At 44.9% G+C, this 13740-nt stretch carries 11 protein-coding genes and 1 pseudogene; 10 read left to right on the top strand and 2 right to left on the bottom strand.

Going from position 1 to position 13740, the window contains the following annotated elements; genetic code table 11:
- Positions 1 to 73 precede the first annotated feature (73 nt).
- Positions 74 to 316, bottom strand: a complete 243-nt coding sequence (locus MKY82_RS18890) for an effector binding domain-containing protein (protein WP_339294097.1) — start codon at positions 314 to 316, stop codon at positions 74 to 76.
- 377 nt (positions 317 to 693) lie between these two features.
- Positions 694 to 825: pseudogene (locus MKY82_RS18885) on the bottom strand (AraC family transcriptional regulator); the annotation flags it as partial.
- Between the two features lie 495 nt (positions 826 to 1320).
- Between MKY82_RS18885 and MKY82_RS18880 the strand changes: the two are divergent.
- From MKY82_RS18880 to MKY82_RS18835, 10 genes are all read left to right on the top strand, one after another.
- Positions 1321 to 2190 carry a hypothetical protein gene (locus MKY82_RS18880; protein WP_339294096.1) on the top strand — a complete coding sequence of 290 codons (870 nt, stop codon included), beginning with the start codon at positions 1321 to 1323 and terminating at the stop codon, positions 2188 to 2190.
- Positions 2132 to 2497 (top strand): hypothetical protein, encoded by a 366-nt coding sequence (locus MKY82_RS18875; RefSeq protein ID WP_339294095.1) that lies wholly within the window; start codon positions 2132 to 2134, stop codon positions 2495 to 2497. The genes MKY82_RS18880 and MKY82_RS18875 overlap by 59 nt, the downstream gene beginning before the upstream one ends.
- A 28-nt stretch (positions 2498 to 2525) precedes the next feature.
- On the top strand, positions 2526 to 2999 hold the full coding sequence (locus MKY82_RS18870) for a heme-binding protein (RefSeq protein ID WP_339294094.1): 474 nt from the start codon (positions 2526 to 2528) through the stop codon (positions 2997 to 2999).
- 239 nt (positions 3000 to 3238) lie between these two features.
- Positions 3239 to 4006, top strand: a complete 768-nt coding sequence (locus tag MKY82_RS18865) for a DeoR/GlpR family DNA-binding transcription regulator (protein ID WP_339294093.1) — start codon at positions 3239 to 3241, stop codon at positions 4004 to 4006.
- 17 nt (positions 4007 to 4023) lie between these two features.
- Positions 4024 to 5175, top strand: coding sequence for an N-acetylglucosamine-6-phosphate deacetylase (gene nagA / locus MKY82_RS18860; protein ID WP_339294092.1), 1152 nt, complete (start codon positions 4024 to 4026; stop codon positions 5173 to 5175).
- 148 nt (positions 5176 to 5323) lie between these two features.
- Positions 5324 to 6028, top strand: coding sequence for a hypothetical protein (locus MKY82_RS18855; protein ID WP_220684919.1), 705 nt, complete (start codon positions 5324 to 5326; stop codon positions 6026 to 6028).
- A gap of 11 nt (positions 6029 to 6039) precedes the next feature.
- Positions 6040 to 6717, top strand: a complete 678-nt coding sequence (locus MKY82_RS18850; RefSeq protein WP_308116298.1) for a CD3324 family protein — start codon at positions 6040 to 6042, stop codon at positions 6715 to 6717.
- Positions 6718 to 7261: 544 nt separating this feature from the next.
- Positions 7262 to 9760: a helix-turn-helix domain-containing protein gene (locus tag MKY82_RS18845; protein ID WP_339294091.1), complete on the top strand. Its 2499-nt coding sequence runs from the start codon at positions 7262 to 7264 to the stop codon at positions 9758 to 9760.
- Positions 9761 to 9966: 206 nt separating this feature from the next.
- Positions 9967 to 11208, top strand: a complete 1242-nt coding sequence (locus MKY82_RS18840) for a PTS transporter subunit EIIC (protein WP_194543137.1) — start codon at positions 9967 to 9969, stop codon at positions 11206 to 11208.
- A gap of 19 nt (positions 11209 to 11227) precedes the next feature.
- Positions 11228 to 13504, top strand: a complete 2277-nt coding sequence (locus MKY82_RS18835; RefSeq protein WP_339294090.1) for a glycoside hydrolase family 3 C-terminal domain-containing protein — start codon at positions 11228 to 11230, stop codon at positions 13502 to 13504.
- The last annotated feature ends 236 nt before the right edge of the window (positions 13505 to 13740 follow it).

Genomic DNA, 13740 nt, shown 5'->3' with positions numbered 1-13740 from the left:
TTACAGGCGCTCAATCACGCAAGTGAATGATGAAAGCAGCACGAGTGATTGACCCTCGTGCTGCTTTTCCGTCCTAAGATCCAGGCTTCTTAATGACAGGGATCCAAACTTCCATTTCATACATGCTGTTGCCTCTATCGTAGGTCATTTCAAACTCAGGACCATTTGCCGGTTCGTAATGGCAGGTGGGAAACCACTCTGCCCAGATGCGCTTCCACAATGCATGGATCCCGCTTTGCCCGTCGGGGTAGAGGCCGGTTGAGAATATCGCGTAGGTTTGAGGTGGGATAGAGAGCCTTTCAAACCCTTCGGGCATGCCGTTCTGGGGCATAAATAACCGATCATGTAGGAAAATTCCCCACCTTGCTTGTTGTATAGCATCCCATGGATCTGAGCATTTTCCCCCAAACCTGCAGCTGTACGGATTCGATCAACGGTACCGTCGGCTACACACGTAGTCCAAAAAGCGGGTATATCAATAAATGGATGATCGCCATCGTTATTGACAACAGTCGTTACACCGAACATCTCAAAAGCTTGTTTTTCCTCCATTCTGTAATTCATCTCAACATCTCCTCGAATCGAAATATGAAAGGATAACCGAGGATAAGCCTTCAGGGTAACGCCTTTGTCGCGCGCTGACATTGGCATCACACCGTGCATTTTTTTAAACGCTCTAGAAAATGCCTCAGGCGATTCGTAACCATACTTAAAAGCGATATCGATGACCTTTGTACCGCTCTGCTGCAGTTCAAATGCGGCAAGGGTCAGCCGCCTGCGCCTAATATACTCTGAAAGCGACACATTCGTTATGAACGGAAACATTCGTTGAAAATGGTATGTCGAGCAGCAGGCAATTCTAGCCACGATATCGTAATCAATCGTATCAGACAGGTGTGTTTCTACATATTCCATAGCGTTGCTCATACGATCCAGCCATTCCATTCAGACCATCCTTTCAAGATTGAGTATAGGGGACGGTAACCAATGTAACCTAGCAATCCATGCACCGAAATATCATGTTCGAGATGATATGATTAAATCCTTTTTTGTTGAGGATGAGTCACTGCCAAGTGACCCAAAAGTCCCTCTTCCTGTGCCCATAAAAACCTGATCGTTTGGGCTGTATTATATGACCAACCGAAGCACACCTTTCGGACGAGCTACGTCAAAACTTTATAGACGAAAAGCATCATTTTTCCGGGAAGTTTGGTGAAATGGGTGTACGCTGCGTGTTGGATATAATACGATCAGACAAAGTGTTTTTAGCTCTTGAACACGAATGAACTCGAATCATACCGATAAATGGAGGGAAACAACGTGAAATTATTAAGGACGATGATGATTATAATGGGGAGCTTCTTCTTGCTCGGCATAGGATGTACGGATCAGAAACAGGGAGTGACAACAAAGCTTGGACAATCCGCGCAAGTCGGCGACGATATACGCGTTCCGCACAATGAACGCCTTCATTTGTCCACCGACAAGAAATGGATCGAGCAAGAAGGACATCAGTCTGATCTGATTCGATTGCAATGGACGGCGGAAAGGGCCAAGCCGGCGATCGTCTGGATGGACGAGAATGGAAAGGACAAGACGGCGATCATTTCCCATGATAAGGCAAACAATCCGGAGCAGCAGGATCATAAGCATATCTCGTTCGAGACGACCATGTCCCCGACAGGTCAATACCCCAACCAGCTGTTTACCCGGTTAGAAATTCCATTCGACACCGATATAAGCGAGATCCGAACCCATTCATCCAATTTCAATGTAATGAGCGGTATTTTGCGGGTAGCCGGCGAAAGCGGGACGAACCGGGACATTCAGTTAAGTGCAGTCGGCAAGGATAATGAGACGACACCGAGGTGGGCCGTCCGGGCCGACAGTTTAGAGGAAGCGGGCGGCAATACGGGAGCCAACCTTCAGTTCGTACGATATGGAGATGACGGCGAAGTGCTCGATTCCCCGCTCACCATGCAGCGCAGCGACGGTAGTATCGGGATTGGCACGAGCGAACCCGACACCAAGCTCGATGTAAACGGGGATAAGCTGCGTCTTCGCGAAAAGCATACACCTGCTTCGTCCACTGCTGCCTGCAGCCAGGGACAGATCTCTTGGGACGATCAATATGTATATGTTTGCGTTGCTCAAAACAATTGGAAAAGGACCGAACTATCCTCCTGGTAGTTTCTACGCCGCCGATCTGTATCCAGATCAGCGGTTTTTTTGTGGTAGCTTTGTTCGAATTTCACAAAAGGTTTTGCTGCAGGAAGTCATAGAACATCCGTTGCCAGCGCTTGTAACGAAACTTGAATTATCGTGCTACTTTATCATGGGCGATTATGACTATATGACGTTTTCCCATGCAGCAAGAGAATTTTTCGATCAGCTTGAAGCCAAACAGAAGGAGTTTATCGCGTTTGATCAATCTGTGCATTATCCGCAATTTGATATTGGGCAATTCACCTATATAGGCAATGGCAATATAATGTAGTATTTCTTTTATGCAAAGGAGAGCTACCATGTACCAACTCACTTTAACTGCGGCTAAGAAGTTATTGGAAACTACTGAACATCAGGCTCGACAAATGGGTCTGAATTCTGATGTAGCGATCGTCGATGAAGGGGGGAACCTCATTGCCTTTCATCGAATGGACAATGCCAGAATAGCAGGTATCGATATTGCCATCGGCAAGGCTTGGACCAGCGTAGCGATGCAAATGCCGACAGCGAATTTAGCGCAATCCGCGCTTCCGGGCGGGGCTACATTTGGCATTAACACGACGAATCAGGGGAGAATCGTGATCCTTGGCGGCGGAATCCCCCTGGTTCATGAAGGAAGGGTTGTCGGTGGCATTGGCGTTAGCGGAGGAACAAGCGCACAAGATATTGACGTTGCCAATGCAGCAGTACAAGCGTTTGAAAGTATGAGACGTAATAATATTCAGTATGCAAACGCACGAATTGGCACGGTACAACAGTCGTTTACTTATTAAGTTGGCTCTCATGCATCGATTGTAAGGGCAGGCTGCTTCTATGCAAGAAGCGGCCTGCCTGTTTTCTATCTAATAGCGAATATTAGCCTCACGGTATGATAGTCGGAATAGAAAGGTCAATGGGCTGCATATGTTTACTTGTAATACAATAATAACTTACATACACTTATTGATTGTAAATATTTACTTATATATACTTAAAAATAAGATGTAAATGCTTAGGCAAGGAGGGATTGGATATGTTCCAAGAGGAACGATTAGTAAAAATTCTTGATTACTTAAAACAACATAAAACGATGAGTGTAGGAGAGATATGCTCGTTCTTTCAAGTGTCGCGGGATACCGCGCGCAGGGACATTGTCAGATTAGTTCAGGAAGGAGTAGTTGTTCGAACGCACGGAGGGGTAGCCTTGCCTGAACTGCAAAAGGAACTGACTTCTTACCAGGAACGGCTTATAGATGAGCCGACGAGCAAGAACGTGATCGGCGAGTATGGCGCTAAACTGATTCGGGACCACGAAACGGTCTTCTTGGACGTATCTACGACCGTACAATTCGTTGCGGAACATATTCAAGCGAAACAGATAACAGCAGTTACGCATTCCATCGATAATGTAGGGATACTCTCCAAAAGAGAAGATCTGAGCATCTACGTGCTCGGCGGTTATCTGCATACCCATAATCGATTATTATACGGTCCTTCCGTCATCGATAAAATCAGTGAAATCCGTGCCGACAAGGCGTTCATCGGCGCGACGGCAATCCAGCCAGACGGAATCTATTATCCATATGAAGAAGATGTCCGGGTGAAAAGAGAAATGGCTCGGCGCTCAGATCAGGTCATACTTGTTGCGGATCATACCAAATTCGCGGTGAAATCGAGGTTCAAGTTAGACTTTGATCATGTGGATATTATTGTAACCGATCAATCGATTCCCATTGACATACAAGAAATAATAGACAACAAAAATATTACGCTTATAGAATGTCAAACTCATAACCAATAGGAAGGAGCCTTATAGTAATGAATAACAAAATCATTCGACATGTCAAAGTCCACCTACCTCATCAAATACTTCCTTCTGCAACGGTCTGGATTTCAAACGGAAAGCTGAAGAGAATAGAACCGTCGCAAGTAATTGATAAAATCGAAAGTGATGCTGAACTGATTGATGGGAATGGAATGTGGCTCATACCAGGAATGATCGATGTTCATATTCATGGGGCCAATGGCTATGACATGATGGATGGAACCGAGGACAGCATTCAAGAAGTATCACGCGCTTGCGCGGCAACCGGATGCACCTCGTTTCTGGCGACTTCTGTGAGTTCGACGATAGAGGACCTGCTGAACATGATTCGCAGTGTCAAATCTGTAATCGGACGAGAACAAGGAGCAAGGATCGCCGGCATTCATCTGGAAGGACCCTATTTGAATCCGAAGCGTAAAGGGATGCAAAATGAGAAATATCTTCGCCACCCGAATCTGGAAGAAATGAAGTGTGTTTTTCAGGAAGCGGGATCGCTCATTAAAATGGTAACGATCGCACCCGAATTGCCTGGAGGCTTGGAGCTCATATCCTTTCTGAAAGAGCAGGGTGTTGTGATTGCCGTGGCTCATTCCGATGCCACCTACGAGGAAGCGAAGCTGGCTTTTGCAGCCGGTGCGAGTCATGTAACCCATTGTTTTAACGGCATGAGACCGATTCACCATCGAGATCCCGGACTGATTGTAGCCGCGTTCGAAGAACCGCATGTAAGCCTGCAAGCGATTGTTGATCAAGTCCATCTACATCCAGCCATTGTCAGATTAATGCATCGTCTCAAAGGGCCCGAAGGCATGGTGCTTATTACCGATGCGCTTCAGGCGATGGGATTAGGCGATGGTAATTATATATTTGGTGGTCATCACGTCACCGTATCCGAGGGGATTGCAAGGCTTGCGGATGGCACCTTAGCATCGAGTACCGTGACTATGAATGAAGCGTTACGTCTGACCGAAGCTACCGGAATTTCAATGGAGGATGCGGTGCACATGGCTTCAACTACGCCGGCCCGTATTCTAGGTTTATCTCACAAAGGAAAAATCGAGGTAGGATACGATGCGGATCTCGTGCTGATGGATGAAAGGTATCAAGTGCAATGGACGATGATTGAGGGTAAACTTTTTTGTTAGTATTTGAAGTGATCACAAGGGGCGGGTGTAAAGTTGACTAAACCTATTCGTTACCTATATCCGATCCATGGCCAATGTTATCATTACCCCATATCAGGTGCGCAGCTGATGTGTGTATAACAATTGTTGGTGTAAAGGAGATACGAGCATGAGTAAAGACAGTAAAATCAAGTCCCTGCTTTCGGATCAGGTAAACATGACACCCAATGGATTTGTCGCTGATGAAATAAGCCCCGATCAGTTTGCAGATTGTTACGAGTTGTTTTTTGACAAAGTCTTGGAAATTAGTGCATCGGACATAGCGGGAGTAGAAGGCTATGGTGAGTTCAACGAGGATTGTAAAACGGAGTATAGTACCTGCAGGCAATTTCTAATCGACACATTTGCAGAAGATAAAGAAGGATATTGGTTTAATTGGAAGGAACTCTATGATACAACGATTTTAGACCGTGACTTTGTCGAAAAATACTGGATGGAAATGGACGCCAGAATTGATTATTGCGAAGGAAAACGTTATTTGGTAAACAATAACACGTTTTTTGAAATCATGATCACAGATGGAAAAACGACGGTTGGTTTCCCAGATTGGAGCAGATCGGGAATATGCGATTTCCTTTTAGATTTTGCCATTATGGACTTAAATAAGCCTTACTTGCACATACCTGAATTGTTATTCGAGTATTGCAAAAAAAGGAACATTGTCATACCGGATTTTAAAGAAAGATTTTTATGCATGGCTTATTATAAGGGAATCGATGTTTTGCGGTGGCATGCATCAATCGATGATATAGAATCTTGCAATTCTATTATGAAATCTATCGGCCAACTGAAGGATCGAATATACGCCTTATAAAGGGTGATCCTATGAATTATGAAAATGCCAGCGATATCATACCTGAGAATTTATTGAAAGAAATTCAGAAATACGCTGCAGGAAAACTTCTTTATATCCCTACTGGAGAGGAAAAAAGGGGCTGGGGGGAGAAGTCGGGTTACCGAAATCAATTACAGAGGCGTAACATTATGATTCGCAACAAGTATGCCAATGGAGTAACGGTTTCGGAACTTGCGGACGAGTACTTTTTATCTTTGGATTCCATAAAGAAAATCATTTATTCGAAGAAAGATGACCGACAATTCACTTATGCTCCAACTGTGCGATCCGCTGTACAGTATGCGAATATCGGAATGCTCGAAGAATGGATTTATTGTTATATGCTCCATACCCAAAATGCAGTTCCTGATTTACATGATTTTATGAGTAAAGAGTGTTTGTACTTCGGTGTCGTTAAGTTTCCCTTGCGTCTCATCGAACTTGATGGAAGCATGCCTGGGAATGACGGTACCGATGAAGATCCACCGCTTCTTATTCAGTATAAAGAAGGCAAATTTTATTGCATTGAACAGAAGAACGTATTAGCTGCACTAAAACAACGCAAAGTAAATGCTTATCCAACCATAATTATACTGAAAGAAACATCGGATTATAAAAGGTTTATAAGATACTATGAAAACGTTTTGTTTTATATTAATCATGCATGACTTTGCTGGGCTAACAGCGAGTGGAGGAAGGATTCATACGAACAGCATCATACCACAGACAGTGGGGTGCCCCAGGTCAATGGACCTCTTGGGGCACCCTTTTTTTGCAATGAAAAACTTCAATAGTATTTCTGTGGTTTTGGAATAGGTGTAACAGGATGAGAAGAAGTCACCATTGTGTTATCAGAAGAAGGGGCTGGAACAGAGGGGTTCGTCTCATTTAAGGAAGAGGCTGAAGAAGTATAAGTGGCTGCTGCTAATGACACTGCCGGGAATCGTCTACTTGTTCATCAACAACTATGTCCCGATGTACGGTGTGATTCTAGCATTTAAAAACTTCTCCGCAGGCATTTTTATTACAATGCAACGAATCTAGTACTGGATATCCTGTTTTCTAATGTATGTAAAAGTCGTAAACTATACATGCTATAATGATAAGCTTCTATAATTTAAGAACATACTTGTAATCTATGAGTCACTTTATAATGCATTCGATATGTTGAATCAGGATATATCGTTTGCAGTTCATTTGAAATGAGGGCAAATGATGCGTTACCTATATGAATTTATCGAGCACCAAGAGGATATGCCTTTTAAGCTGTTTGTCAACAGCGTGAAGCAGGTTCCATTTCACTGGCATAAAGAGGTGGAGATTGTCTATGTGCTCCAAGGTTCGGTTATCATGCATCTTGATCAGAAGGAGTATACCCTGCATCAGGACGATGTCATTGTGGTGAACAGCATGTCGATCCATAAGTTTGAGCAGAATAACCATGACAATATATTATTAACGCTTCAGTTTGGTCCGGAATGGCTGCATAATAACGTTTTTATTTCTTGTAACTCAGCGACTGAGGCTGAGCCGATCGGCTTCCGATTTGACACGATTAAGCAAGAGCTTGCCAAGATGGTATGGGAAATGAACAAGAAGTCTCCAGGCTATCGAAGCTTTACCGTGGGAAGGTTGCATACATTATGTGGTCATTTATTGCGATATTTTGCGGAAGGAATCAACCCGGAAGCTGAAGATGGCGGCAAGAGCTATGACTATAAAAGGTTGAATCGGGTTCTTACCTATATCGATCAAAATTACAAAGAGAAAATAACGCTGCAGACGATGGCCGAACAGGAGCACTTAAGTTTGCATTATTTTTCTCACTTTTTCACCGATAAAATCGGTATTCCTTTCCAAAAGTATTTAACGCTGATCCGTTTGGAGAAAGCCCAGTCGGAGTTATCAGGAACTGAGAAGAGCATTACCGAAATTGCCATGGATTGCGGTTTTGCGAACGTGAAGTTATTCAATAAGTACTTTAAAGAAAAGTACGGCTGCACACCAGGATCGTATCGTGAAGCCGCTGCCTCGCTTCAGGATAAGCCTAATCGAAAACCGCTTACCTATGAAGAGTCCTCGAGTGGTGACTATTATGAATTAGATACGATCAATGCGATGGGGGCGTTATATCGATATCTGGAAGAGAAGTCGGTTCAGGAACAGGACAGGGCAAACCCGTTAACGGCGGTTGTTACGGATCATGTGCAAATTCAGATTCAGCCGGGAATGTCGTCAGCAGGGTACAAAAAGCACTGGAACGTTACCACAACAGCGGGCAGGGCAATTGAAGGACTGCGCGATGACTGGCGTCGGCAGCTCGCCGAGCTTAAAGGACGAATTCCTTTTGAATACATACGTTTCCATGGCATCTTTAATGATGAGATGATGGTATATAATGAAGAGGATGACGGTACTCCCATCTATAACTGGGCATATGTTGACAAGCTGTATGACTTTCTTATTGGGCTGGGCATCAGGCCGTTCGTGGAGCTTGGTTTCATGCCGACCCTGCTTAGCCGTTCCAACGAAACGGTATTCTGGTGGAAAGGGAATATCTCCCCTCCAGCCGATCAGGCAAAATGGGAGGCGCTTGTTCGTGCGTTCGTTCGGCATTGCTTAAATCGCTATGGGGCTCGGGAAGTAAAACAATGGTACTTTGAAGTCTGGAATGAACCGGATTTATCAGGCGTTTGCTGGGCAGGTAGCAAAGAGGAATACTTCTCTTTTTATGAATCTACCGTTCGAGTGATCAAGTCGGTCCTTCCCGAACTAAAAACAGGAGGCCCTGCTTTAGGTTATGGTTCGATATGGAACGACAGCTGGGCCGAGGAATTTATGGCATATTGCAATAAACGTCAGGTGCCCCTCGACTTCTTTTCCTTTCATATCTATTCGGAATATCCTCAGCTTAAAGCAGAGCAGAACATATTAACGAAGATGATGCCACCAACCTTTTATAAGGAGAGTATCCGTCGATTGCAGGACAAAATGGCGCTTGCGTCTTTCCGCGATATGGAGCTGCATATTACCGAATGGAACTTTTCGCTCTATGACCGGCATCTGCTGCATGATACCATGTTTATGGCCCCGTTTGTGATGTATCATGCGATGAATACATTGGGAGACGTAAAGGCCATGGCTTTCTGGTGTTTTACGGATGTGTTTGAGGAAAGTCTTGTTCCCTCCTCTCCGTTTTACGGAGGTTTTGGTTTAATGAATCGGGATGGCCTTAAGAAGCCGAGCTATTACGCCTTTGAGCTTCTTCAGAGGCTGGGTGAAGAGATCACCGTTAAGGGTGATGGTTATGTGGGCACTCAGAATCAAGATGGGAGCATGCAGCTTCTGCTGTATCATTACGTCCATATGGATCATATGTTTTCAAGCGGGGACTGGTCGGAGATGTCCAATCTTAACCGTTACGGCGTGTTCGAAGAGAAGGGAAGCAAGGTGTTCCAAGTCAACATTCCTCATCTTTCAGGAGCCTATAAATGCACAACTTATCAGATGGACCGGGAACATGGCTCCGTTTTTGACGAGTGGGTTCGCATGGGGGCACCCGAAATCTTGACGGAGGAGGAACTTGCGTATCTTCGCGGAAGAAGCGGCCCGGTCATCCGGACAGAGATATTAGAGAATCAGGGGTGGTATAAAGAGCTCATTCTTCCACCTCATGGTGTCCTATTGCTCACTTTAGAGAAACAGTTTTAAACACTAGAACCTTCAAGAACACCACCGCTCTATAAGAGAGGGGTGTTTTTTGCTGTCCATTCCAGGCAGCTTCGATTTGCCGGCTCCCAAGACGAGAAATGAACAAAAAACGACCATAGACGAGGCAATTTACAACGAGTAAGCGTTAACAATTGAATCTATACTATAGCTATGTCCACAACAGAAACACAGGAGGGAATACACAGATGAAGCGTTTCATGAAATGGATGACGGAATCCTTTGCGCCAAGATTGGATGCGATTACAAATAACATTTGGATAGCATCGATTCAAGAAGCCATTATGGTCGCCATCCCGATGATCTTTATTGGTTCCATTATTACTTTGATTTCAATTTTGCAAGACTTCATTCCTGGAATGCCGGATTTAACGCCAATTACAACATTCAGCTTCGGTCTTCTCGGTTTGTTTATTGCATTTCTAACGCCGTATACGGTCATGGAGAAAAAGGAGAGACACAAGATCAAGCTGCTGGCGGGAATGACTGGCATATCCTTATTCCTCATGCTGCTTAATCCCGTCGTAAACGAGGACGGAACCGTTCAGTTCGTTCTTGAGCGTTTCGGTCCTGCGGGCATGGTAACGGCACTTATTGTCGGCGTGTTCATCGCCGTCATCATGAATGTCTGCGGTAAGTTCTCATTCTTTAAAAAAGGGTCTTCCATGCCAGAGTTTATTATGGATTGGTTTGACTTCCTAGTTCCGATTGCCGTGATTATGGGTTTAGGCTGGGTTCTTGTGTATCAGCTCCATTTTGATATCTTTGGACTGATTGTGAGCGTATTTGAGCCTATTAATGCAATGGGGCAAAGCTTGTTCGGGTTTGTTCTGTTCAACTTTATTGGAGTTGTGCTGTACTCCTTCGGAGTCAGCCCATGGGTTCTAATGCCCATCTGGTATGCTATATGGATTCCGGCAATTGAAGAAAATGCCGCATTGGTGGCGCAGGGACTGGATCCCGTCAACATAAATACCTTTGAAACTTTCTTCTCCGGATGGCTTGGAATCGGAGGGATGGGTGCAACCTTACCGCTTGTGATCTGGTTCCTGTTTGCCAGATCCAAGAAACTGAAAACCATTGGTAAAGCAACTTTGATACCTTCTCTATTTAATATTAACGAGCCTGTAGTGTATGGAGCGCCAGTTGCTTTCAATCCGCTGTTGATGGTGCCTATGTGGATCAATGCTCTTATTACACCCATCATCGTCTACCTAGCTCTTGATATGGGGTTTGCACAAATTCCGAGTAAAATCTTCCAGCTGTGGTATACGCCGATCGGTGTATCGACTTACCTCATGTCCGGATTCAATGGACTTATTCTGCTCGCCGTTGTCCTGCTGATTGTGTTCGCCGTATGGTTTCCGTTTTTTAAACTGTACGATGCGCAGGAATTGAAGAAAGAGCGGGAGTTACAAGAAGAAGCTTGATATGAAAGGATGAATACAAATGAAGGCATCGATTAATGAATTGATAAAGGAAATGTCACTTACTGAGAAAGCATCCCTCTGTGCGGGATTAAATATGTGGATGACCAAGGGGATCGAGAGACTCAACATTCCGCCGGTTCATATGTATGACGGAACGAATGGGATCCGCAAAACGAACAGTGACGATGAAATGGGGATTACGACAGAGAATGTTCCGGCAACTTGTTATCCCACGGGCGCAGCTATCGGTTCTTCGTGGAATACGGAACTGCTGCACGAAGTCGGGGAAGCACTTGGCAATGAATCCAAAGAGATGGGCGTAGAATTGCTGCTCGGCCCAGGAATCAACATGAAACGGACTCCGCTTGGGGGAAGAAATTTCGAATATTACTCCGAAGATCCTTGCCTGACAGGGGAACTGGGCGCTGCTTTCATCAATGGCCTCCAGAGCAAAGGCGTCGGGGCGTCACTTAAACACTTTGCTTGCAACAACCAGGAATTCGAGAAAATGGTGACGAGTTCAGAAGTAGACGAACGGACGCTGCGCGAAATTTATTTAAGCGCCTTTGAACGAATTATTAAGAAATCGGATCCCTGGACCGTCATGTGCTCCTATAATTTGCTCAATGGCTCGTATACCAGCGAGAATGAACACCTATTGCATGATATCTTGAGAGAAGAATGGGGATACGAGGGGGTTGTCATCTCAGACTGGACGGCCGTGAATGATCGGATTCGTGGACTGAAAGCAGGACTTGATCTCGAAATGCCGGGACCTGCCGGTTATAACACGAAAGCGATTATCAAAGCCGTTGAGAGCGGAGCTCTTGCAGAAGAGCAGCTCAATAAAAGCGTTGCCCGTATTCTAAAACTCGTAGAACGTGTAACGGGTATGGAGGAAGCTGTTCCGGCATCCGATATGGAGTACCACAATCTTGCGAGAAAAGCTGCAGCAGAAAGCATTGTGCTTCTTAAGAATGAGAATGGCATCCTTCCGATTCATGCGGAGTCAACCCATTCCATTGCGGTTATCGGCTGTTTTGCCAAAAAACCTAGAATTCAAGGAGCCGGCAGCGCAAAAGTAACGCCTACACGCGTGGATATTCCATTTGAAGAAATGAAGGCGTTGGCTGGAGCTTCCGTTGAGTTGAGTTATGCTGAGGGTTACCCTGAAGATGACTCCGTCCATGAGGAAATGATCAAGGAAAGTGTCGCATTGGCGGCAAAATCTGATGTCGCAGTCATATTCGTTGGCCAGCCTGAATACGCAGAATCCGAGATGCGTGATTTGAAGGGCATTGATTTGCCGGAACAGCAGATCCTGCTTATTCAAGCGATTGCAGCCGTACAACCGAAGTGCATTGTGGTGACCAGCAGTGGAACAGCCTTGGCGATGCGTCCTTGGGTTCAGCATGTTCCCGCTGTCATTCACTCATGGCTTTCCGGACAAGGCATGGGCAAAGCGATTGCTGAAATCTTGTTTGGACAGGTGAGTCCCTCCGGTAAATTGTCCGAGACGTTTCCGGTTAAGCTTTCAGACAATCCTTCACATATGAGGATTCGCGGTGAAAACGGCAAGCTGTATTATCGTGAAGGGCTGTTCATCGGCTATCGATACTACGATCGAAAGGAACTCGCTCCGCAGTTTCCGTTTGGCCATGGCTTATCCTACACTTCGTTTGCCTATAAGGATATGAAGACAACTCAAACGGAGACAGGGATCACGGTCTCTTTCTGGCTGGAGAATATCGGGAACCGAACAGGGAAAGAGGTCGTTCAGCTTTACGTGCATGACGAAGAATGCACCTGGACGCGTCCGGAGAAAGAATTGAAGGCATTTTCTAAAATCGAGTTGGCTCCTGGGGAGAAACAACAGATCGTCTTTGAACTTGAAGAGAGAGACTTTGCCTATTACAATACCAAATATAACCGCTGGGTAGCGGAGAGCGGTTATTTCCAAATTGCACTTGGCAGCTCTTCTCGCGATATAAGAATTACCGAGCGATTGTATTGTGAATTTGGGAAGGAAGAAGTATCATTTCATAAATTCAGCCTGATTAGCGATTGGATTAGCGATCCGATTGCGAAATCGGTACTGGAAGAATGTCTGGACGAGATGAACCAGCATGTCGTAGAAAAGATTTATCTCAATGATGAATTCGTCGGATTTTGGGAAGATGGCCCACTCATTAAAATATTGCAAATGTATGGCCAAACTTGGTTGGGTGACCGGTCACCTGATGAGATCATTGAAGAACTTATAAGAAGAGTTTATGAGCGACGCGTTAACATGTAAGACAATATAATATCCCTCATAAAAGCTTGGGATCCTGTTCAGGATCCCAAGCTTTTTTAGTATTCAAAATGGCGTAGTCACCATAATTAGGACTTGTATTACAAAATGCTAGAAACAAGCTTCGATGGTAGCGGCTGGGGAGAATATGCCATCCATCCCGACAAACTCCTTGCGAAGCTCGTTTTAGATCATTAAAGATTATTTAGAGCTCGCTTGGAACTTTATCCCTTCTTTGA

The organism is Paenibacillus sp. FSL W7-1279, assembly GCF_037969845.1.
Lineage (GTDB): Bacteria > Bacillota > Bacilli > Paenibacillales > Paenibacillaceae > Paenibacillus_AQ.
This window is presented reverse-complemented; position numbering and strand designations above follow the sequence as displayed.

Bases quoted from the DNA above. Each gene is read 5' to 3' on its own strand.
- MKY82_RS18890 (WP_339294097.1), bottom strand. From the start codon at position 316: ATGCCCGAAGGGTTTGAAAGGCTCTCTATCCCACCTCAAACCTACGCG.
- MKY82_RS18875 (WP_339294095.1), top strand. From the start codon at position 2,132: ATGTATATGTTTGCGTTGCTCAAAACAATTGGAAAAGGACCGAACTAT.
- MKY82_RS18870 (WP_339294094.1), top strand. From the start codon at position 2,526: ATGTACCAACTCACTTTAACTGCGGCTAAGAAGTTATTGGAAACTACT.
- MKY82_RS18865 (WP_339294093.1), top strand. From the start codon at position 3,239: ATGTTCCAAGAGGAACGATTAGTAAAAATTCTTGATTACTTAAAACAA.
- nagA (WP_339294092.1), top strand. From the start codon at position 4,024: ATGAATAACAAAATCATTCGACATGTCAAAGTCCACCTACCTCATCAA.
- MKY82_RS18855 (WP_220684919.1), top strand. From the start codon at position 5,324: ATGAGTAAAGACAGTAAAATCAAGTCCCTGCTTTCGGATCAGGTAAAC.
- MKY82_RS18850 (WP_308116298.1), top strand. From the start codon at position 6,040: ATGAATTATGAAAATGCCAGCGATATCATACCTGAGAATTTATTGAAA.
- MKY82_RS18845 (WP_339294091.1), top strand. From the start codon at position 7,262: ATGATGCGTTACCTATATGAATTTATCGAGCACCAAGAGGATATGCCT.
- MKY82_RS18840 (WP_194543137.1), top strand. From the start codon at position 9,967: ATGAAGCGTTTCATGAAATGGATGACGGAATCCTTTGCGCCAAGATTG.
- MKY82_RS18835 (WP_339294090.1), top strand. From the start codon at position 11,228: ATGAAGGCATCGATTAATGAATTGATAAAGGAAATGTCACTTACTGAG.